The organism is Nocardiopsis sp. iso_237 (assembly GCF_056173345.1).
Window position 1 is genome coordinate 2232017 of the sequence record NZ_CM149669.1, and the last position, 21400, is coordinate 2253416.

General features: G+C 70.6%; 18 protein-coding genes and 1 pseudogene. 16 read left to right on the forward strand and 3 right to left on the reverse strand.

All coding sequences use genetic code 11. The annotated features are described in order from the left end of the window. The first annotated feature begins 7 nt into the window (after window positions 1–7). From recN to AC0VYM_RS10110, 10 genes are all read left to right on the forward strand, one after another. Window positions 8–1720: a DNA repair protein RecN gene (gene recN, locus AC0VYM_RS10065; protein WP_475461422.1), complete on the forward strand. Its 1713-nt coding sequence runs from the start codon at window positions 8–10 to the stop codon at window positions 1718–1720. A 177-nt stretch (window positions 1721–1897) separates the two neighbouring features. Then, window positions 1898–3070, forward strand: a complete 1173-nt coding sequence (steA, locus tag AC0VYM_RS10070) for a putative cytokinetic ring protein SteA (RefSeq protein WP_475461425.1) — start codon at window positions 1898–1900, stop codon at window positions 3068–3070. After that, window positions 3067–4212 (forward strand): copper transporter, encoded by a 1146-nt coding sequence (locus AC0VYM_RS10075; protein ID WP_475461428.1) that lies wholly within the window; start codon window positions 3067–3069, stop codon window positions 4210–4212. The genes steA and AC0VYM_RS10075 overlap by 4 nt, the downstream gene beginning before the upstream one ends. Then, window positions 4209–5210, forward strand: coding sequence for a hypothetical protein (locus tag AC0VYM_RS10080; protein ID WP_475461431.1), 1002 nt, complete (start codon window positions 4209–4211; stop codon window positions 5208–5210). Before AC0VYM_RS10075 ends, AC0VYM_RS10080 begins: the two co-directional genes overlap by 4 nt. Then, window positions 5207–6817: a murein biosynthesis integral membrane protein MurJ gene (gene murJ, locus AC0VYM_RS10085; RefSeq protein ID WP_475461433.1), complete on the forward strand. Its 1611-nt coding sequence runs from the start codon at window positions 5207–5209 to the stop codon at window positions 6815–6817. The genes AC0VYM_RS10080 and murJ overlap by 4 nt, the downstream gene beginning before the upstream one ends. Beyond that, on the forward strand, window positions 6814–7896 hold the full coding sequence (locus AC0VYM_RS10090; RefSeq protein ID WP_475461435.1) for a glycosyltransferase family 4 protein: 1083 nt from the start codon (window positions 6814–6816) through the stop codon (window positions 7894–7896). Before murJ ends, AC0VYM_RS10090 begins: the two co-directional genes overlap by 4 nt. 392 nt (window positions 7897–8288) lie before the next feature. Beyond that, window positions 8289–9311, forward strand: a complete 1023-nt coding sequence (locus tag AC0VYM_RS10095) for a TerC family protein (protein ID WP_475461437.1) — start codon at window positions 8289–8291, stop codon at window positions 9309–9311. Between the two features lie 346 nt (window positions 9312–9657). Then, window positions 9658–12492: an excinuclease ABC subunit UvrA gene (gene uvrA / locus AC0VYM_RS10100; protein WP_475461439.1), complete on the forward strand. Its 2835-nt coding sequence runs from the start codon at window positions 9658–9660 to the stop codon at window positions 12490–12492. 131 nt (window positions 12493–12623) lie between these two features. Continuing rightward, window positions 12624–13235, forward strand: coding sequence for an RDD family protein (locus AC0VYM_RS10105; RefSeq protein WP_475461442.1), 612 nt, complete (start codon window positions 12624–12626; stop codon window positions 13233–13235). Window positions 13236–13258: 23 nt separating this feature from the next. Beyond that, complete coding sequence (locus tag AC0VYM_RS10110) at window positions 13259–13627, forward strand: VOC family protein (RefSeq protein WP_475461445.1); 369 nt, start codon at window positions 13259–13261, stop codon at window positions 13625–13627. A gap of 397 nt (window positions 13628–14024) precedes the next feature. Here AC0VYM_RS10110 and AC0VYM_RS10115 read toward each other — a convergent pair whose 3' ends face one another. Both AC0VYM_RS10115 and AC0VYM_RS10120 read right to left on the reverse strand, forming a co-directional pair. After that, complete coding sequence (locus AC0VYM_RS10115; protein WP_475461447.1) at window positions 14025–14609, reverse strand: HD domain-containing protein; 585 nt, start codon at window positions 14607–14609, stop codon at window positions 14025–14027. A 13-nt stretch (window positions 14610–14622) separates the two neighbouring features. Beyond that, complete coding sequence (locus AC0VYM_RS10120; protein ID WP_475461450.1) at window positions 14623–15687, reverse strand: helix-turn-helix domain-containing protein; 1065 nt, start codon at window positions 15685–15687, stop codon at window positions 14623–14625. Window positions 15688–16363: 676 nt separating this feature from the next. Between AC0VYM_RS10120 and AC0VYM_RS10125 the strand changes: the two genes are divergently transcribed. From AC0VYM_RS10125 to AC0VYM_RS10150, 6 genes and pseudogenes are all read left to right on the forward strand, one after another. Beyond that, window positions 16364–16501, forward strand: coding sequence for a hypothetical protein (locus AC0VYM_RS10125; RefSeq protein ID WP_475461452.1), 138 nt, complete (start codon window positions 16364–16366; stop codon window positions 16499–16501). A gap of 10 nt (window positions 16502–16511) precedes the next feature. Continuing rightward, window positions 16512–16670, forward strand: a pseudogene (locus AC0VYM_RS10130) (BldC family transcriptional regulator); the annotation flags it as partial. A gap of 32 nt (window positions 16671–16702) precedes the next feature. Further along, a complete protein-coding gene (locus AC0VYM_RS10135; RefSeq protein ID WP_475461455.1) occupies window positions 16703–17323 on the forward strand; it encodes an SPASM domain-containing protein in 621 nt (206 codons plus the stop codon). A 10-nt stretch (window positions 17324–17333) separates the two neighbouring features. Beyond that, window positions 17334–18074, forward strand: a complete 741-nt coding sequence (locus AC0VYM_RS10140) for an AAA family ATPase (protein ID WP_475461458.1) — start codon at window positions 17334–17336, stop codon at window positions 18072–18074. Further along, complete coding sequence (locus tag AC0VYM_RS10145; protein WP_475461460.1) at window positions 18071–18904, forward strand: aminoglycoside phosphotransferase; 834 nt, start codon at window positions 18071–18073, stop codon at window positions 18902–18904. The genes AC0VYM_RS10140 and AC0VYM_RS10145 overlap by 4 nt, the downstream gene beginning before the upstream one ends. Before the next feature lie 739 nt (window positions 18905–19643). Then, window positions 19644–20030 (forward strand): Rieske (2Fe-2S) protein, encoded by a 387-nt coding sequence (locus AC0VYM_RS10150; RefSeq protein WP_475461463.1) that lies wholly within the window; start codon window positions 19644–19646, stop codon window positions 20028–20030. A gap of 66 nt (window positions 20031–20096) precedes the next feature. Here AC0VYM_RS10150 and AC0VYM_RS10155 read toward each other — a convergent pair whose 3' ends face one another. Then, complete coding sequence (locus AC0VYM_RS10155; RefSeq protein WP_475461465.1) at window positions 20097–21254, reverse strand: mechanosensitive ion channel family protein; 1158 nt, start codon at window positions 21252–21254, stop codon at window positions 20097–20099. Window positions 21255–21400: the final 146 nt, after the last annotated feature.

Here is a 21400-nt window from a genome sequence, read left to right on the forward strand (position 1 = left end):
GGGATCGGTGCTCGAAGAAGTCCGAATCCAAGGCCTCGGTGTCATCGACGACGCCGTGTTGGAACTGTCACCGGGTCTGACCGTCGTCACCGGTGAGACCGGCGCGGGCAAGACCATGGTCGTCACCGGGCTGGGACTGCTCTTCGGTGGGCGCGCCGATCCCCAGCGGGTCCGTCCGGGCGCCGAGCGCGCGGTCGTCGAGGGCCGGTTGACCGTGCCCCGGGGCGGCCGGGTGGCCGACCGGGTGCTGGAGGCCGGCGGCGACATCGACGACGACGTCCTGATCCTCACCCGCGCGGTCTCGGCCGAGGGAAGGTCGCGGGCGACCATGGGTGGCCGTTCGGCCCCGGTCAGCCTGCTCGCCTACCTGGCCGACGACCTCGTGGCCGTGCACGGCCAGTCCGACCAGCAGCGTCTGCTGCGGGCGGACCGTCAGCGCTCGTCGCTGGACCGGTTCGCCGGAGACGACCTCGCCAGGGCCATCAAGCGGTACACCACCGCCTACCGGCGCCACCGTGAGGTCTCCGCCGAGCTCGACGAGCTGGTGGAGCGGGCCCGTGAGCGCGCCCAGGAGGCCGACCTCCTGCGGTTCGGCGTGGAGGAGATCGCGGCCGCCGAACCCCAGCCCGGTGAGGACGCCGAGCTGCTCGCGGAGGAGACGCGGCTGGCGCACGCCGACGGCCTGCGGGTGGCCTCGACCACCGCCCACGAGGCGTTGACCGGCGACCCGGCCGCGGCCGAGGTCCAGGCCGACGTGGTGGGGCTGCTGTCGGCGGCCCGCCAGGCGGTGGGCGCCGTGCGCGAGCACGACTCGGAGCTGGCCGCCATCGGGGACCGGTTGGACGAGGCGTCCTACATCCTCACGGACGCCGCCACCGAGCTGGCCTCCTACGCGGAGTCGGTGGACGCGGACCCGGGTCGGCTGGCCGTGATCCAGGAGCGCCGGGCCCTGCTGACCCAGCTCTCCCGCAAGTACGGCGAGACCACGGACCAGGTCCTGGCCTGGGCGGAGACGGCCGCCAAGCGCCTGGGCGAGTTGGAGGGCGACGACGACCGGATCGACGGTCTGCGCGCCGAGGCCGAGGAACTGTACGCGCGGATGGACGAGGCCGCCGCCGAGCTGACCGAGATCCGGACCGGGGCCGCTGAGCGGTTCGGAGCTGCGGTCACCGAGGAGCTGACCGCGCTGGCCATGCCGCACGCGCGGGTGAGCGTGCGCATCACCACGGGCGAGGAGTTCGGGCAGCACGGGCGCGACGAGGTCGAGCTCCTGCTGGCCCCGCACCCGAGTTCGCCGCCGCTGGCCCTGCACAAGGGCGCCTCGGGTGGTGAGCTGTCCCGGGTGATGCTGGCGATCGAGGTGGTCTTCGCCGGGGCGGACCCGGTGCCGACGTTCGTGTTCGACGAGGTGGACGCCGGTGTCGGCGGCAAGGCCGCCGTGGAGATCGGCCGACGGCTGGCCCGTCTGGCCAGATTGGCCCAGGTGATCGTGGTCACCCACCTCCCGCAGGTGGCGGCCTTCGCGGACGCGCACCTGGTGGTGGAGAAGTCCACCGAGGGCCTGGTGACGGAGAGCGGCGTGGTCCGGCTGGACCGGGACGGGCGCGTGCGTGAGCTCTCGCGGATGCTCGCCGGTCTGGAGGACTCCGAGCTGGGCCGGGCGCACGCGGAGGAACTGATGGACAACGCCGATCCGGACCGCGCCTACCCGGCTGGCTGACCCGGACTCGGTGACGAGCCCTCGCGGTGCCCGTACCTGAGGGGTGCGGGCACCGTCCGCGTTACACCATGGGTCGATTTGCCCAGAAAACGCCGACCGGCCGCCTGTAGTAACTTACGGTGATCGAGTTCTGACAGTATGCCACCGATGAAGGTATCGGATGCGCTCAGAGCCACAATGCGATTCCGCCGTTCGCGGGCGGAAGCCCCCTTCGGGCTGGTCGCGCCCGTCCGTTCGGACCGCCGCACCAAGAACCTGACCAAACGGCTGCGACCCGGCGACATCGCCGTGATCGACCACGTCGACCTGGACCGGGTCAGTGCCGAGGCCCTGGTGGGCTGCGGGGTCTCGGCGGTGCTCAACGTCGCGCGCAGTATCAGCGGACGCTACCCCAACCAGGGGCCCGAGATGATCGTGGCCGCCGGTATCCCCCTGGTGGACGACGTCGACCCCGAGATCCTGACGCGGGTCCGCGACGGGGAACGCCTACGGCTGGAGGGCGCCACCCTCTACCGGGGCGACGAGGTGGTCGCCCGGGGCACCCGCCAGGACAAGGAGGGCGTGGCCGCCGCCATGGCCGAGGCCCGCGCCGGGCTCGCCACACAGCTGGAGGCCTTCGCGGCCAACACCATGGCCTACCTCCAGCGCGAACGCGACCTCCTGCTGGACGGCATCGGCATCCCCGTGATCGGCACCTCCATGGAGGGGCGCCACGTCCTGATCGTCGTGCGCGGCTACCACTACCGCGAGGACATCGTCGCCCTGCGGCCCTACATCCGCGAGTTCCGGCCGGTCATCATCGCCGTGGACGGGGGAGCCGACGCGGTGATGGAGGCCGGGTACCGGCCCGACATCATCGTCGGGGACTTCGACTCCGTCTCCGACCAGGCCCTGACCAGCGGCGCCGAACTCGTGGTGCACGCCTACCGCGACGGTCGCGCCCCCGGACTCCAGCGCCTGACCGACCTCGGCCACGAGGCGGTGGTCTTCCCCGCGACCGGCACCAGCGAGGACGTGGCGATGATGCTCGCCGACGGCTCGGGTGCCAGCCTCATCGTCGCCGTGGGCACCCACGCCACCCTGGAGGAGTTCCTCGACAAGGGGCGCTCGGGCATGGCGAGCACCTTCCTCACCCGCCTGCGGGTGGGCGGGAAGCTGGTGGACGCCAAGGGCGTGAGCCGCCTCTACCGTTCCCGCATCTCTCCGTGGGCACTGCTCGGCCTGGTGGCCGCGTGCCTGCTCACCATCCTGGTCGCCGCCTACAGCTCACCGGCCGGGCAGGTCTATCTCACCTTTCTCGCGGCGCGCTGGGACGCGTTCGTCTACTGGATGACGGGGCTGTTCACGTGATCGACTTCCGCTATCACCTCGTTTCCATCGTCGCGGTGTTCCTCGCGCTCACCGTCGGCCTGGTCCTGGGCACCACGATGCTCCAGGACCCCCTGCTCAACACCCTTCAGTCCGAGACCGCCGACCTGCGCGGGCAGAGCGAGGAGCTGCGCGCCGAGCGCGACGACTCCGAACAGCTCAACAGTGGGGCGGACCAGTTCACCGACGCCGTCGCCGCCGACGTCCTGGAGGACCGGCTGCTCGACCGCGAGGTGGTCCTGGTCGCGGCGCCCGGCGCCGACGAGGAGGTCGTGCAGTCCCTGGGCGGCCGCGTCGAGGAGGCGGGCGGAGCGGTCGTCGGCCGACTCCTGTTCGAGGACGCCTTCCTGGACAGCGGGAGCGCCACCTTCGTCGACGAACTCGCCCTCCAGGTCGCGGCCGATCCCGGCGACCTCTCCGGCAACCCCTACGACAAGGCCGGAACCGCGCTGGGACACGCGCTGGCGGTCCCGTCAGAGTCCGAGTCCGGGACCGAGAACACCGAGGACGCCGAGGAGTCCGAGGGCGGGGACGAGGATCGGACCGACGACACCGAGGGTGACGCCGAGAGCGAGGGCCGAAGCGAGGGTGACGGTGACCGGGGCACCGGCCACGACGCGGCCGCCGTCCTGTCCGCCTTCTCCGAGGGCGGACTCCTCACGGTCGAGGGTTCCCCTGCGGAGTCGGCCGACACCGTGATGGTGGTGGCCCCGGCCGCCAACGCCCCCGAAGAGGACCAGGAACGCGTCAACACCGCCCTGACCAGCCTCACCGCCGCCCTCCACCAGCAGGTCGGCCCCACGGTCCTCGCCGGGGGAGCCGACTCCGGCCGTCCGGGCGGTCTGATCGCCCAGGCACGGGCGCAGGAACGGACCCACGCCACCGTGGACGTGGTCGGGCGTCCCACCGGCGACGTGGTCGCCGTCCTCGCCCTGGCCGACTCCCTCGGCGGTTCCGGCTCCGCGTACGGCATCGGTGAGGGCGTGGTCGGCTTCCTGCCCGACCCGCTGCCCGGGCCGGTCGAGACCGCCGAGACGGGGGCCGAAGCGGAGGCCGACGCCGAGGCGGCCGCCGAGTCCGGCAACGACGAGGCCCGTCGCAGGGCGCCCCGGAGCGGAGAGTGAGGCCCGCGCGCACCGCCCCGGCGGCACCCCGGACCTCCGTGGTCTCCCAGGTGGTCCGGGGGCTGACCGGCGCCGCCCTCGGTGCTCTCGCCGCCCGCTCCGCCTACACGCTGCTCAACCGGGACGGCGACCGTTCCCCGGCCTGGGAACGCGTCAACTTCCGGGGTCGTACCGTCACCCTCCAGGAGGGCCCCGCCCTCGCCTCGGGCGTCTGCGTCGCCTGCGTGCTCGCCCCCGGCCTCACCCCGCGCGTGCGCGCCGCCGCCTCCCTGGCCGCCGCGTCCTCGGCGGCCTTCGGCGCCTACGACGACCTGGCCGGGAACGCGCGCGCCAAGGGACTGCGCGGACACCTGGGCGCGCTGGCACACGGGGAGGTCACCACCGGGGCGGTCAAGATGGCCGGGATCGGCGTCACGGGGCTGGCCGCCGCGTACCTGCTGCGCCGCGGACCGTTGGACACCCTGGTGGACGGCGCCCTGATCGCGGCCAGCGCCAACCTGGTCAACCTCTTCGACCTCCGCCCCGGACGGGCCGTGAAGTTCGCGCTGCTCGCCTCGGCGCCCGCGCTGGCCTCCCCGGCCGCGCCCCTGGTGGGCCCGGTGCTGGGCGCCTCGGCCGCGCTGCTCCCCGACGACCTGGCCGAACGCTCGATGCTCGGTGACGCCGGGGCGAACGCCCTCGGTGCCGCCCTGGGCGTGGCCGCCGCCGCCCGCGCGCCGCGACCGGTCCGCCTGGCCCTGCTCGGCGCCGTGGTCGGCCTGACCCTCGCCAGCGAGCGCACCAGCTTCTCCCAGGTGATCGAGCGCGTGCCCCTGCTGAACCGGCTGGACCGGTGGGGACGCGCGGACTCCGGAGCCCACGGGACCGGTCACCCCACCGCCGACCACCCGACCGGAGCCCCCGTGCCGAACGGAGCCGGGCGGGGGAGCACGGCCCGAGACGGATCGGAGCCCGTGCCGCGCGCGCGGCGCTCCACCGCCTCACCCGCTCCGGGGTGACACGCGGGGTCGCCACGGCGGCGGCGCTCATCGCGGTGGTCACCGTGGGCGCCCGCCTGGCCGGGTTCGGCCGCACCGTCGTCTTCTCCCAGACCGTGGGCGACACCTGTCTGGGCACCGCCTACGTCACCGCCAACCAGCTCCCCGCCGTGCTGTTCGAGATCGTCATCGGCGGCGCCCTGACCGCCATGGTCGTCCCGGTCCTGGCCGCCTCGGTGCGGCGCGGCGACCACGAGCAGGTCCGGCACACCGCCTCGGCGCTGGTCACCTGGGTGCTGCTGCTCTCCCTGCCGTTGGCCGCGCTGCTGGCCCTGGTCTCGGTCCCGGCGATGACCCTGCTGCTGGGTGCCGGGGTCGGCTGCGACCGCCCGGCCCTGGTCGGCCTGGCCGCCCGCATGCTGGTGGTGTTCGCGCCGCAGATCGTCTTCTACGGGCTCGCGGCGGTGCTCTACGGCGTGCTCCAGTCCCATCGCCGGTTCCTGGCCCCGGCGCTGGCGCCCCTGGTGTCCAGCCTCGTGGTCATCGCCGCCTACCTCGTGTTCGTGCCCCTGGGCACCGACCACCGGCAGGACCTCGACGCCCTGCCGGTCTCCGCCGAACTGGTGCTCTCCCTGGGCACGACCGCCGGGGTGGTGGCCCTCTTCCTCACGGTGCTGGGCCCGGCCTGGGGGCTTAGGCTGCGGCTGCGCCCCCGCCTGACCTTCCCCCCGGGCGTGGGGGAGCGGGTGCGCGCCCTGGCCCTGGCCTCCCTGCTGCCGCTGGTGGCGATGCAGGTGAGCCTGCTGCTCTCGGTGGCCCTGGCCAACTGGGGCGGGGGAGCGGGCGCCTCCGTGCTCTACAGCTACGCGTGGGCGCTGTTCACCCTGCCCTACGGGGTGATCGCGGTCCCCATCGCGACCAGCGCGTTCACCGCTCTGGCGGTGGCCGACGCCGAGGGGGACCGGGCCGGGTTCGACCGGCTGCTGTCGGGCAGCGCGCGGGCCTGCGTGGTGATCACGGCGGGGGTGGGGACGGCCCTGGCTGCGGCGGCCGGACCACTGGCGGCGGTCTTCGCGCAGGTGGAACCGGCCCCGCTGGAACGCGCGCTGCTGACGTACGCCCCGGGGGTGGTGGGGTTCGGTCTGGTGGCACTGTTCAGCCGGGCGCTGTACGCCTCCCACCACGGGCGCTCCGCCGCCACCGCGCAGATCGTGGGCTGGCTGGTGGTGATGGCTTGTGCCGTGGGGCTGGTGTGGTCACTGCCGCCGGGGTGGTCCATCGCCGGGCTGGGCGCGGCGAGCACCACGGGGCTCAGCCTGGCCGCCGCCCTGCTGTGCGCCGGGGTCGTGCGGGTCCACGGAAGCGGCGCGCTGACCGGGCTGCGCCGGTCCCTGTGCGCGGCACTGGTCGCGGGCGGCGCGGGGTGGCTGGCCGGTCGGGGGACGGCCACGGAGCTGGTCCGGGTCCTGGGGGACGGGATCGGCTGGACGGTGCTCGTCGCCGTCGCGGCGGGGTGCGCGGCGATGGCGGTCTTCGGCGGGGTGGCGGTCCTGGTGGACCGCTCCGCGCTGCGCACGGTGGCGGACCGTGCTCGGAACATTCGCGAACGAGGGAGGGGAACACGGTGAACGGCAGGATCGCGTTGGTCGTGGGGACGGTCAGCGGCGGGGTGGGTCGCCACGTGCGCTCACTGGGTGAGGGGCTGGTGGCCCGGGGGTACCGCGTGGCGGTGCTCGGGCCGCCCTCGGCCGACCGCGAGTTCGGGTTCACGTCACTGGGCATGCGCTTCTTCCCGGTCCCGATCGGGCCCTCGCCCTCCCTGGGCGACCCCGGGGTGGTGCTGCGGCTGAACGCGTCGCTGCGCGGTGCGGACGTGGTGCACGCGCACGGCCTCCGGGCCGGGGCCCTGTGCGCCCTGGCGGGGGCGCGGCCGCTGGTGGTCACCGCGCACAACGCCCCGCCCGTGGTCGGCGGGGTCCTGGGCACGGTCTACCCGGTACTGGAGCGGATCGTGGCCCACCGCGCGCAGGTGGTCCTGGGGGTCTCCGGCGACCTCGTCCGCAGACTCTCGGAGGCGGGGGCGAAGGACGCCCGGATGGCGGTGGTGGCGGCCCCGGAGACGGGCAGGCCCCTGAAGGGGCGGGCGGAGACCCGCGCCGACCTGGCGGTGGAGTCCGACCGACCGCTGCTGCTGACGGTGGCCCGGCTCGCCGAACAGAAGGGGCTGGACACCCTGCTGGCGGCGACACCGGCGATCGCGGACCGGAGCCCCGAGCCCGTGGTGGCCATCGCGGGGGACGGGCCGCTGTGGGGTGAACTGCACGACACCGCCGCCGGGATACGGGGCGACGTGCGCATGCTCGGGCACCGGGCCGACGTGGCGGACCTGCTCGCGGCGGCCGACGTGTTCTGTCTCACGAGCCAGTGGGAGGGGCCCTCGCTGGTCATCATGGAGGCGCTGCGGGCCGGCCTGCCGGTGGTCTCCACCCGTGTGGGCGGCATCCCCGACCTCTACTCGGGGACGGTCCTGATGGTGCCGCCCGGTGATCCGGCGGCGTTCGCGTCGGCGGTCGGCCGGGTGCTGGACGACCCCGACCTCGCCGCCGACCTGCGGTCCCGCTCCCGGGAGGCCGCCCGGAGGCTGCCCTCGGAGGAGGAGGCGGTGGAGGCGGCGTGCTCGGTGTACAAGTCGGTGGCGCACCGGTGAGCGCGGGGCCCCGCCCCGGCACGCGGACGGGCACGTGGCCCCGACACGGCGCGCCCGGGGTCCGGACGGCCGCCGCGCGGGATGTCCGACGGGTGCGGAAGACGTGTCTCCGGGGATGGATGGGTACCGCCGCGCGGGTGACTTCCCCAGAGAGGACTTCGATGAGATGCTGAGTACTGGTGCGGATGGCGTAACCTGTTCTGGTGCGCCCTCGGCGCCTGCTTCACCACGTGAGGGGAGTATCCCTGTCGCGGCGGTGCCGTCATCACGGAGTACAACGGCGTGCTCCCGGTTCCGTCGGTTCACGTCCTCGGACGTGAGCGGGAGAGACCTCCGGTTATCTGCTGTGCGTGCAAACTGCTCGCGCGCACCGACCGGAGGAGAATCCGTCAGTGAACGTTCCTTTGTGGGTCTGGGCCGCCACCATCGCGGCCATGGTGCTGATCCTCGCCCTGGACCTGGTGATCGTCGACCACCCGTGGAGTAAGACCAAGGGTCCCAAGGAGTTCGGGATCAAGCAGGCCTCCTGGTGGGCCGTCTTCTACATCGGCATCGCCATCGTGTTCGGCTTCGGGGTCATGTACTTCGGCAACCCGACGGCGGGCGCCGAGTACTTCGCCGGGTTCGTCACCGAGAAGAGCCTGAGCATCGACAACCTCTTCGTGTTCTACCTTCTGATGACCGCGTTCGCGGTTCCGAAGAAGTACCAGCACGAGGTCCTGCTCGTCGGCATCGTCATCGCGATCGTCATGCGCGGCTTCTTCATCGTGCTGGGCGCGCAGGTCATCAACGCCTGGAGTGAGGTCTTCTACCTCTTCGGCGTCTTCCTCATCTACACCGGCTACAAGATCGTCCGCGACCACGTCAAGGGCGACGAGGACGACAAGGACTTCACGCAGACGCCCGTCGTGCGCATGGTGAAGCGCTTCTGGCCGGTGACCGACGACTACCACGGCGCCAAGCTGACCGTGAAGCTCGACGGCCGCCGCCACGTGACCCCGATGCTGCTGGTCATCGTCGCGATCGGCGTCATCGACCTCGTCTTCGCCGTCGACTCGATCCCGGCCATCTTCGGCCTGACGCAGGACGCCTACATCGTCTTCACCGCCAACGCCTTCGCCCTCATGGGCCTGCGCCAGCTGTACTTCCTGCTGGCCGGACTGATGGACCGCCTGGCCTACATCAGCTGGGGCCTGTCCGCGATCATGGTGTTCATCGGCGTGAAGATGATCCTGCACGCGCTCCACGAGAACGGCGTGCACGTCATCGACATCGGCATCGGCACCTCGCTGACCGTGATCCTCGGCATCATGACCGTCACCATCATCGGCAGCCTGGTGAAGTCCGGCATCGACCAGCGCCGCCAGGCCGAGGTCGAGGGCAAGGACCAGGACGCCACGGCCGACCGCTCCTGACCCCGAACCACCCCGTTTCCGGACGTTCCCGGAGTCCGCTCCGGGCAACTGTGGAAACCCGCCTCGTTCGAACGGTTGTTCGTTTATAGTGGTGGTGTCCCGACGCTCACGCGCCGGGGCACCACCATTTTCGCGTGGCGGAAGAAACCGCCCCGGGTGATCGTTAGTGTGGTCGGACGGGGTGTCGTGTCACCACTCCCCGACATCCCCTGAGCGGCCCGTCTCCGGAGCCGCGGCGGCCCGCGGGGGTCCGCGACCGCCTCAACGCGAAGCCATACACGGGTCCACCGACGTCATTCGACGTGGTCCGCGTCCTGTGCGTCAGAGCCGAAGGATGTCTCACTCGATGGTCGAACAACTCGTGGTCCGTGGAGCACGGGAGCACAACCTCAAGGACGTGTCGCTGGACCTGCCGCGCGACTCCATGATCGTGTTCACCGGCCTGTCCGGTTCGGGCAAGTCCTCGCTCGCCTTCGACACGATCTTCGCCGAGGGCCAGCGCCGCTACGTCGAATCCCTCTCCGCGTACGCCCGCCAGTTCCTTGGTCAGATGGACAAGCCCGACGTGGACTTCATCGAGGGCCTGTCCCCGGCGGTCTCGATCGACCAGAAGTCGACCAGCCGCAACCCGCGGTCCACGGTGGGCACCATCACCGAGGTCTACGACTACCTGCGCCTGCTCTGGGCCCGCGTGGGCGTTCCGCACTGTCCGGAGTGCCACCGCGAGATCGCCCGGCAGACGCCGCAGCAGATCGTCGACCGGGTCATGGAGATGACCGAGGGCACCCGCTTCCAGGTGCTCGCCCCGGTCGTGCGCGGGCGCAAGGGCGAGTACGTCGAGCTCTTCAAGGACCTCCAGTCCAAGGGCTACACGCGCGCCGTCGTCGACGGCCAGGCGGTACGACTGGACGAGGCGCCCAAGCTCGGTCGCTACGACAAGCACGACATCGCCGTCGTCGTGGACCGCCTCAGCGTCAAGCCCGGCGCCAACGGGAGGCTCACCGACTCGGTCGAGACCGCGCTCAAGCTGGCCGGCGGCACCATCGTCCTCGACTTCGTGGACCTGGAGGCCGACGACCCCGAGCGGGAGAAGGTGTTCTCCGAACACCTCTACTGCCCCTACGACGACCTCTCCTTCGAGCAGCTCGAACCGCGCTCCTTCTCCTTCAACGCGCCCTACGGCGCCTGCCCCGACTGCTCCGGCCTGGGCACCCGCATGGAGGTCGACGCGGACCTGCTGGTCCCGGACCCGGAGAAGACCCTGGCCGAGGGCGCCATCGCCCCCTGGTCGGGCGGGCCCAACGGCGGCTACTGGGAACGCATCCTCAAGGCGCTGGGCGAGGCCGTGGGGTTCGACACCGACACCTCCTGGGAGCGGCTGCCGCGCCGCGCGCGCAAGGCGATCCTGGAGGGCCACGACACCCAGGTCCACGTCAGCTACCGCAACCGGTACGGGCGCAACCGCTCGTACTACACCGAGTTCGAGGGCGTGATCCCCTGGGTGAAGCGCCGCCACTCCGAGGTGGAGAGCGACCACACCCGCGAGCGCCTGGAGGGCTACATGCGCTCGGTGCCCTGCCCCACCTGTGACGGCACCCGGCTCAAGCCGGTCGTCCTCGCGGTGACGGTGGGCGGCAAATCCATCGCGGACGTGGCCTCCATGGCGCTCGGTGAGAGCGCCGCCTTCCTGGCCGGGCTCCGGCTCTCCGACCGCGACATGGTCATCGCCGCGCAGGTGCTCAAGGAGATCAACGCCCGGCTCGGATTCCTGCTGGACGTGGGTCTGGACTACCTGAGCCTGGCCCGCTCCTCCGGGTCGCTCTCCGGCGGCGAGGCCCAGCGCATCCGGCTGGCCACCCAGATCGGCTCCGGCCTGGTGGGCGTGCTGTACGTCCTGGACGAACCCTCCATCGGCCTGCACCAGCGCGACAACGCCCGGCTGCTGGAGACCCTCCAGAGGCTGCGCGACATCGGCAACACGCTCATCGTGGTCGAGCACGACGAGGACACCATCCGCGCCGCCGACTGGGTCGTGGACATCGGCCCCGGCGCGGGAGAGCACGGCGGGCACGTCGTGGTCACGGGCATCGTGGACGAACTGCTCACCTCGGCCGACTCGCTGACCGGCGACTACCTGGCCGGGCGGCGCGCGATCGAGCTGCCCGCCGAGCGGCGTGCGCTGACCAAGGGCCACGAGCTGGTGGTCCGGGGCGCCCGGGAGAACAACCTGCACGGCATCGACGTGGCGTTCCCGCTGGGCGTGTTCACCGCGGTCACCGGTGTGTCCGGCTCGGGCAAGTCCACCCTGGTCAACGAGATCCTGTACAAGGCCCTGGCCAAGGAGCTCAACGGGGCGCGTGACGTGCCCGGCCGCCACCTGCGGGTGAACGGGATGAACAAGGTCGACAAGGTGGTGCACGTCGACCAGAGCCCGATCGGCCGCACCCCGCGCTCCAACCCGGCCACCTACTCCGGGGTCTTCGACCACGTGCGCAAGCTGTTCGCGCAGACCACCGACGCCAAGACGCGCGGCTACCAGCCCGGCCGGTTCTCGTTCAACGTCAAGGGCGGCCGCTGCGAGGCCTGTTCCGGTGACGGCACGCTCAGGATCGAGATGCAGTTCCTGCCGGACGTGTACGTGCCCTGCGAGGTCTGCCACGGCGCGCGGTACAACCGCGAGACCCTCCAGGTGAAGTACAAGGGCAAGAACATCGCCGAGGTGCTGGACATGCCGATCTCGGAGGCCCTGGAGTTCTTCGAGCCGGTCAACGCGATCCGCCGCCACCTCCAGACGCTGGCCGACGTCGGTCTGGGCTACGTGCGCCTGGGCCAGCCCGCCACGACGCTCTCCGGTGGTGAGGCCCAGCGCGTGAAGCTCGCCGCCGAGCTCCAGCGCCGCTCCACCGGCCGGACCGTGTACGTGCTCGACGAGCCCACCACCGGTCTGCACTTCGAGGACATCCGCAAGCTGCTGGGGGTCCTCAACCGGCTGGCCGACACCGGGAACACGGTGATCGTCATCGAGCACAACCTCGACGTGATCAAGACCGCCGACCACGTCATCGACATGGGGCCCGAGGGCGGTTCCGGCGGTGGCACGCTCGTGGCCGAGGGCACCCCGGAGGAGGTCGCCGCGGTCGCGGAGTCCTACACCGGGCAGTTCCTCGCCAAGATGCTCTGACCCACATTCCGGCGCCCGCACGGTCTCCGTGCGGGCGCCGTGTCATGGGCGGCTCCTCCCTGGGCGGGCGCCGTGATCGGTACAGTCGGAGGTGCCCCGCTCCCCGCCACCCTCGGAGGTCGACCTCTCCCATGAACGCCTCACCGCCCCCGAACGGACGCCCCTGGCCGCCGGAGGGTCCGCCCGCTCCGGGACCGGGTGGGGCGTACGCGCCCCAGGGCGTTCCGGTGGACGGGGGTGTCCACCCGCTGGCGTCGTGGTCGTCCCGGGCCGCCGCCCGCTGCATCGACGCGGTCGTGATCGCGCTGCCCGCGCTCCTGGTCAGCGTGGTCCTCACCCTCACCTGGGCCGGATCCCAACTCGTGTTCGGCGGCTCGACCCAGGACATCGAACACCGCTTCTGGTTCATCCTCTGGCCGGTCATGTTCGTGCTCCACACCGCCTACGAGACCTACGCGGTCCACCGCTGGCAACAGACGTACGGCAAGCGCCGGATGGGGATCAAGGTGGCCCCGCTGTCCGCCGAGGGCGGGCTCGGCCCGATCCGCCTCTCCGCCGTGACCGTACGAGCGGCCCTGTACGGCTTCCCGATCCTGCTGTTCTTCACCCGGGGCCTCTGGATCGTGCTGATCGCCGTGATGGCGCTGCTGATCGGCGGCATGGCCGCCTGGAACCGGCCGAACCGGCAGGGCCTGCACGACAGGATCGCCGGAACGGTCGTCCTCAACGTGCGGTCGCGGTGAGCCCGGCCTGGCAGGTTGTCCCCATGCTTGGACGACTGCGTGCGGTGACCGTTGACTACCCCGACCCCGGGGCCCTGGCCGACTTCTACTCCGAACTCCTGGGGCTTCCGGTCACCAGACGTGACCGTGACTGGGCGGGGATCGGTGACGGGACCCGGCCGGTGATCGACTTCCAGCGGGTGGACGACCACCCGGCCCCCGCCTGGCCGGACCCCGAGAGGCCCCAACAGATGCACTTCGAGATCGTGGTCGAGGACATCGACGCCGCCCACGAGCGAGTGCTGGAGCTTGGCGCGCGCCTGCTGGCCGTCTCCGAGGAGCGGCCCGACAACCTGTACCGGGTCTACGCCGACCCGGCCGGTCACCCGTTCTGTCTGGAGTTCACGGCGTGACCACCCGACGGCCAGCGGAGGCGCGTGGCCCGTTCTGGTCTTCGCTGAATGAGTAGCGGTTCCACCTTCCAGCGGCTACGCCCTGCCCTCAGCCGCGCACCCCCGATCGACGCACGGCACCCCCCAAAAAGAGACACAACGCCCTGGGCGGGGGCGGTGCTACCAACACCACGCCGAGGGCTTGAGATCCACGCCGTGCTAGGACCAGAAATGATTCCGGCGAACACATTGCCGCGGTCTTGGTCGCTGCTGGCCACGAGGTGTCCGACCGGACATGCCGCGGCACCCTCCAGCGCTTCCGTGGCCTACTGGCGGTGCAGGAGGGCGTGGCGGCGTAACAACCGCCCAGACGACATGAGGGCGGGCCCTGTATGTTGAGGTCGTTCTCACACGCGGCCTACTTCGGAGGCTTGGAGTCCCGCGCTTCGTGCATCCACGACAGCGGCGACCGGTCAAGGGCCAACTTCGCGAGCCGCTGCGCGCTGTCAGTCCTCAGTGCGGTGAGGGAAGTGTCGATCCACGCCTGCGTGTCCGTGCCTTGCTCCCGGTACTCCACCGCCTGCAACAAGCATTCGAGCTTGTCGGCATCCTTCGCGCACCGCGCCTCAGCAGACTCCTTCGCCTCGTACTCCGCCTCCGCGCCACCAATGAGCCGGGCCAGCCCCTCTGGCATCCCCGACACCTGGTCCGCCGTCACCTCGGCGTTCGAGGACGCCTTCAGATACCGCTTCCCGATGTACGGGATGTCCGTCAGCCGCGTCTCCTGCGTGTCGTGGAACAGGGCCAAGAAGGCGGCGCGCTCCGGGTTCGCGCCTTCGAGCTCCGCGATGACGGCCGCTGTGAGGGCGGTGCGGTGCGAGTGGTCCGCTATCGACTCCGGGTCCGGGACACCGGCCACCACCCACCCGGTCCGCTTGTAGCGTTTGAGGAGACCCGCCTCGTACAGGAAGTCCAGTGCCCGCACGTCCTGCTGCTGACCCATTCAGGGGACCCTTCTAACGCCGTTGAACCGTCCGAAGAGCGTAGGACACTTCCTCCAGTTCGCGCTTCGACTGGGGCGAGATCGTGGCCTCCGACAGCATCCGGCCAACCGACTCGATGAGGTCGTCCGCGATCTTCTTTGTCAGCAGCCCCGACTTGCGGATGATCAATGCCCACAGGGTGTGGCAGACGACGTCGACGTAGACGTTGTCCGGGGTCAACCGGGCGGCGAGGTGTTTAAGCAGGCGGTCGCCGTGCCAAGAGTCGATGTCGAGCTCGACCATGAACGTGTCTGCCAGCTGGGGATCGCTGATCTCCCCGAGCCAGTACGCCCAGTAGTTGAGGTTCGCGATCTCGCAGGCGTCCGTCGAAATGTGGACGTCGATGAACGACGGAAGCGCCTCCTCGTCGCCCGTGCGCGCGAGCGTGTGCGCCCCAGAGCGCACCACCGCCCACGACGGGGTCCACTCCACCTCCGAACCGAGGCGGCGCTGTTCGGCGCGCTGCATCACCGCCAGCCACTCCACGGTTTCCGAGCTCTTGTCGAACCCGGCGACGTAGTGGGCCTGGCGGCGAAGGAGAGCCCCCTTTACGGAGCCCTTCGCGGCCTGCTCCGCAGCAGCCTGGAGGTGGGACACCATGTGGCGGCGTTCGTCCGCGCTCATGTCCGGGCCAGACCCCGATGGGCCACGCCTCCGCAGTGGTGCGACCTCCTTCATCTGGTTCGGGACGTCCCCCGTGAACGGCCACGCCACCAGTTCCGTGAACGGGCGGGTGATCACCCACGTGGCGAGTGGGTGGTTCTCCAGGTCGATCGACCCGTCCGCGGTCATCACGTACCCGAGGAAACGGTCGGCCTCCATCCCCGTGTCCAGCTGCCCGAGGAGCTTCGGTGACGACCCCAGCCGGAGTAGCAGGTGCCTCAGCTTCAGATACGCGCCTGCGGAAATGGCCATGAGCGGGCGGCGCCCCGACTCCCATCCTTGGAGCGTGGACACGTCCACCCGGGCCTTCTCGGCCAACTGTTCCTGGGTGAGGCCGACTGTCTGCCGGATCGTCTTCAGGACGTACCCCGACACCCTCCCTTCCCGCTCCGCGTCAGGCCGTGGGAGCGAACTCTGACCGGCAGTCAGGGTCGAAGACGCGGTGCGCTTGGCCATGGGGCTTCTCCGAGGGGGTGACTCGTACTCCCGGTCCGTGGTCCGGTCGCACGGCGGTCCGTAGCGTCATAGCCACAGTACAGAGCAGCCGATTCCAGGTGAGGCGATGACGGTGAGCGCAGACGATTCGGGGTCCGCGTACGAGCGGATCGCAGCGAACCACCCGCGCCCCGCCCCGGCACCCCGAGCTATCCGTGCTCCTGGCGGTCCTCGACGGCCTGGGCCTGGTGGTGGCGTGATGGAGGGATCGCGCTGCACCTCCACTGCCCTCGACGCCAGCGGCACGCCGCGCTCGTGCACCCTGACGATCGGGCACGAGGGCGACCACCGTGGGAGGGACGCCAGCACCTGGCCGGACCCGTGCGTCGTCCTGGCCCGCCTCCGCCGAACGTGGCCAGACCATCGGTTCACGTGCACGGACCGGGCCTGGATCGCTCGCCACCTCACTCCGGGGTCGCCCTGGCCGGTCGAGTCCGCGCCGACCCCTGAGCTCCTGGAGGAGTCCCTCCGCGCCCACCACGGTGAGCCCACGCCGTCCCGCCCATAGTTCCCACCCTCACCACATGGCACCCACAGCACAGAGAGAGGACCCGACATGGACATTGACATGGGCGACTTCTTGGAGGTCTTGGAGGTCATGGAGAGGCAGCCCCTCCTGGCCGCCCAGCCGGAGGAGGAGATGGTGGCCGTTGTGTCCCCGCCGGAATGGCGGCGCGAGATGACGCCCGCGTAGGAGCACCCGAGTGAGCACGCGAACTCCCGACCCCCTAGCGCCCGTGGAGCTGTTGACTCCGGCCGAGGTCGCCACCATGTTTCGGGTCGACCCCAAGACCGTGACCCGGTGGGCCAAGGCGGGAAAACTCCAATCCATTTGCACCCTGGGTGGACATCGGCGCTACCGCGCCACGCCCTCAGCCGTGGACTGGAGGTTGAGGTGTTCAGCAACCTCGTGCACGTTCCCACCGCGTTGTGGGAGGTGTTCGCGCGCCCCGGGGTGCGGCTGGCCACGTCCTGGTATTCCGACGACCCGGCCGAGCACGAGAAGATCACCAAGCGGCCTACCCACGTGCGCACGCTGGCCAACATCACCGAAGCCCGACGCCGCCACATCCCCCTGCGCGCCGGGGTCATCGGTGTTCTGGAATCCCAGCGCAGCGACCAGGCGCGCGCCCAGCTCGACACCCTCGACCTGGGGGAAGTGCGATACGACGACCTGCGCGGTGTCGGCCGGGGCGCCTCGACCGACGCCGAACCCGACACCTCGGTTCTGTGCGGCCGGTGCGCCCACGGCAACCTGGCCGTGGCCCCGAACGGTGAGGTGTGGCCGTGCGTGTTCACCCGCTGGTTGTCGGTGGGCAACGTGCGGGAACAGTCCTTGAACGAGATCATGACCAGTGAGCGGATGGCGACCGTGGTCGGCCAGCTGCGGGCCGACTTCGCCGCTGGTCCGTGCGTGCCGGACATGTGCGACCCCCAGTGCGGTCCCTCGTGCAGCCCGGCATGTACGCCGACCGGTTGCACTCCGACTGGTGGGTGCGCACCGGACTACAGGTAAGGAATCACGCGTGTTCGTCCAAGGCATCGACCTCCCGACCGGGCTCGACACACCGGACCCGGCCGAGTGGCCCTACTCGGTCCCGGCCGTGGGCGGCCTGCTCTCCGAACCGATGGAGTTCCGAGAGCCGGTGACCTTTCTCGTCGGTGAGAACGGGTCCGGTAAGTCCACGCTCGTGGAAGGAATCGCCGAAGCTTACGGACTGGACGCGCGCGGCGGAAGGGCCGGACGCAAGTACGCCAACAACCGCCCCAAGGGCGTCTTGGGGGAGCGTTTGCGCCTGGACCTGACGCAACGCGGCGCCCGGCAGAAACAGGCCGGGCGCCGCGCCCAGACCGGCTACTTCCTGCGTGCCGAAACCACCTTCGGATTTGCCGAGGCGGTGTCGGGGATGCACGGATACTGGGACGAGAACCTGGCCGAACACTCCCACGGTGAAGGGTTCCTGATCATCCTCCAGACCATGTTCGACAAGCCCGGCCTGTACCTCATGGACGAACCCGAGGCCGCTCTCAGCTTCATGTCGTGCCTGCGCCTGGTCGGACTCATGCACGACCTCGCGCAGTCCGGATCACAGATCATCTGCGCCACGCACAGCCCGATCCTGTCCGCCCTACCAGGCGCGGACGTGATCGAGGTCGGAGACCACGGCTCACGCCGCACCACCTGGGCTGATCTGGAGATGGTCGACCACTGGCGCCGCTACATGTCCGACCCCGGCCGGTACCTGCGTCATATCGTCGACCCATGACCACCGCCCAGGACCTGGCCGACCAACGCCACCGCGACCACATGCTAACCCTGCTCGCCCAGGCCACCGAGGAGTTCGGGCTCACCCCGACCGGGGAACCGGTGTTCGGGTGGCGAGACCGCACGGTCGGCGCCCCCGCGCGGGGCCCGCACGGAAACCTGTGGGTACGGGTCACCACCGAATTCCCTCGGTGGGCCCAGGGGGAGTCCTGGACCGGAAACGCTGACGCCAACGCACTCACCGGGATTCCCCGCCCCGAGGTCGTCGAGGTCACCGAGTGGGACGACCCACCTCGACGGGTCCGCGCCGAGGCCGCGACCATGCTCCCCGGGGACGTCTGCTCGCCAACGCCCTTCCTCCAGGACCTCCCCGAAGTGGGAGATGGCTGGTGGTCAGACCTGCGCGCTGCCCTCGACCGGCTGGCGGAGCATGACACGACCCGGGTCGCGGTCGACCAGGACACTGTCACGCGGCGCCTGGCCGTGTTCTTCGGTGACGCCATCGACCCGACCGTCACGCACTGGACAACCGCGCACGCTGACCTGCACTGGAACAACCTGCTTGGCCCCAGCCTGGGCGTCTTGGACTGGGAACTCTGGGGAGGCGCCCCGGCCGGGCTCGACACGGCCACCCTGTACTGCCACAGCCTCGCCCACCCTGAGACCGCCGAGCAGGTACACCAGGTGTTCGCTGACCAACTCGACACTCCGGACGGAGTGCGCGCCCAGCTCTTCGTCATCGCCCGCCTCCTTCTGCGGATCGAGCACGGAGACGACCCGGGGGTCGCACCCCTGCTGCACCGGCGGGCACGCGAGCTGCTGGGCGGGTGAACGACCACGTCGCCCCGCTCCACCTTCACGGTGGAGCGGGGCGACGTCGAGTGAGGGGCTCGCCGAACGCAAGTGCGATTCTGGACGTTGACCTACTACTTCTCCACGCGGCGGTGGACGTTGGGCGGCCACGGCCATGAGGGCGCCGCTCCCAGCGGCGGTGCCGACGGTGGCGAGGGTGAGCACCCCGCCGTCGATTACCAGAGCAGAGACCGAAGTGGCGGCGCCGACGAGCGTGGTCACGGCGAGCGCCTTGAGATTCCTGTGGTGGTGGAGTGCGGTCCCAGATGACGTTGCTGAGGTGATGTCGTCGAGCAGGTCGCTCAGGACTTCGGCGGAGACGCTGTCGAGGGTCTGAGGGAGGCCTTGCACGGCCAGGTGGCCATCGACCCGGCGCAGGCTGGTAGTTGGGATCGTGTACTCGCTGGCGGGTCTTCTGCCCTGCTTCTCAGTGGCGATCCCGGCACGGAGGGCTCTGACCCAGTTTGCCAAGGTTCGTGAGGGGGCTGGTCCCATCGGTTTTCGGTATCTGCCACTCCCGTGGCCGAGGCGGTCGACATACGGCGACAGTGCCGCCAACAACGGTCGTGCTACCGACCGCGTCGCCTCGAAAGTCGCGTAGTCGCAGGTCAGGACCCGCGTAAGACTTGCAGGCGCGCTGTACTACAGTTCGTAGTGGAATTCAGGCGCAGGTGAGGAGCGTTCGGTCGTGGCTGGAACGAGGACATGCGGGTGCGGGGTGAGCAGGCGTCGTCTGCTCGGAACGGCGGGGGCGGCGGCCGCCGTGACCGCCGTGAGCGCCTGTGGTCAGCCTCCCAACCCCCAGGAGGTGCGCCGGGGTCACGTGGTCGGTCAGACCACGGACGTGCCCGAGGGCGGCGGAGCGGTGTTCAGCCACAGCAAGCTGGTGGTGACCCAGCCCGAGGAGGGTGAGTACAAGGCCTTCAGCGCCGCCTGCACCCACGGCGGCTGCACGGTCCAGGAGGTGGAGGACGAGGTCATCCGCTGCCTGTGCCACGGGAGCGAGTTCGACATCGCCTCCGGCGAGGTCGTGACCGGCCCGGCGGAGGACCCCCTGGAGGAGTTCACCGTCACCATCGACGGGACCGACATCATCCTCGACTGACCCCGGGGCCACACACGACGGAGCCCCACCGAGAGTTCGGTGGGGCTCCGTCGTGTGTACGGTCGGTCAGACCTCTTCGGGGTTGCCCGACTGCGCCGAACCGTTGCCGTCGTCATGGGCCGTGTCCGAGGAGGCGGGGGCCGCCCGGCGGAACGCCGAGGTCGGGAACTGCGCCGCGTAGTCGGACTCCTCCGCACCGCTGATGAACTCCGTGCGGTTGCGCGGCAGGGACTCGGGGTAGTTGGTGGCCAACCAGGTGACCAGGTGCTCGCGGATCTCGCACGCGATGTTCCACTGGTTGCCGGTGTCGGAGGCGGTGGCCACCACCCGGACCATGACCTCACCGGTGTCGGTGATGTCCACGACCTGGCAGGACCAGCTGCGCCCGTCCCAGAACCTGCTGGACGTGATCAGGCGGCCGGTCTCCTCGCGCAGGTCCCCGATGGGCACCTCCCAGTCGAGGGGGAGCTGGACCTTGGCGGTGATGTTGGTCCCGGCCTTGGTCCAGTTCTCGAAGCTGGTGGTGGTGAAGTTGGCGACCGGGACCACCAGGCGGCGCTCGTCCCAGATCTTGATGGTGACGTTGACGAGGCTGAGCTCCTCGACGCGGCCCCACTCGCCCTCGACCACCACGACGTCCCCGATGCGCAGGGCGTCACTGAAGGCCAGCTGGAGTCCGGCGAAGAGGTTGCCCAGGGTCGACTGGGCGGCGACACCGGCGACGATACCGATGACACCGGCCGAGGCCAGGAGCCCGGCGCCGAGTGCGCGGACCTCGTCGAAGGTGAAGAGGATCGACGCGATCGCCAGGACCACGATGATCGAGGTGATGACCCTGCGCAGCAGGCGTACCTGGGTCTGGAGTCGGCGGGCCCGGCGGTCGGCGTCGCCGTTGCGCACGGAGAGGCGCTCCAGCACCATGTCGGTGGCCGCGTAGGCCAGACTGATCCCGAGGGCGGTCAGGGTACCGATCATCAGGATCGTCATCGCGTGGTCGATGGTCTGGAAGGTGCTCCAGGCCACGTCTCCCCGACTGGGGAGCGCCAGGTTGGCACCGGCGACCGCCGCGGCGGTGTACGCGGTGACCGCCGAGCGCGAGACCACGTAGCGGGCCATCGGCCAGACCTTGCCCAACTTGTGGTTGAGCAGCCACTGGAGGATGAAGACCAGGGCCATCGAGACCGAGACGGCGATGCCGATCGCGATCCATTGGGAGACGGACACGTCGAAGCGCCCCCTTGTCGTTCATGTCGGGAAGTTCAGCTGTACCCGCCCAACCTAGACCATGCAGATATCCAATCGTGACGTTTGCTTGGACTGATTCCTCCGGAGTGATCCGCTCCACGGGGGCGCATCGCACGGACCGGTGG

What these genes read in the sequence shown, in the direction of transcription:
- steA (WP_475461425.1), top strand. Translation starts at nt 1,898, where the DNA reads ATGCGATTCCGCCGTTCGCGGGCGGAAGCCCCCTTCGGGCTGGTCGCG.
- uvrA (WP_475461439.1), top strand. Translation starts at nt 9,658, where the DNA reads ATGGTCGAACAACTCGTGGTCCGTGGAGCACGGGAGCACAACCTCAAG.
- AC0VYM_RS10105 (WP_475461442.1), top strand. Translation starts at nt 12,624, where the DNA reads ATGAACGCCTCACCGCCCCCGAACGGACGCCCCTGGCCGCCGGAGGGT.
- AC0VYM_RS10110 (WP_475461445.1), top strand. Translation starts at nt 13,259, where the DNA reads ATGCTTGGACGACTGCGTGCGGTGACCGTTGACTACCCCGACCCCGGG.
- AC0VYM_RS10115 (WP_475461447.1), bottom strand. Translation starts at nt 14,609, where the DNA reads ATGGGTCAGCAGCAGGACGTGCGGGCACTGGACTTCCTGTACGAGGCG.
- AC0VYM_RS10125 (WP_475461452.1), top strand. Translation starts at nt 16,364, where the DNA reads ATGGACATTGACATGGGCGACTTCTTGGAGGTCTTGGAGGTCATGGAG.
- AC0VYM_RS10145 (WP_475461460.1), top strand. Translation starts at nt 18,071, where the DNA reads ATGACCACCGCCCAGGACCTGGCCGACCAACGCCACCGCGACCACATG.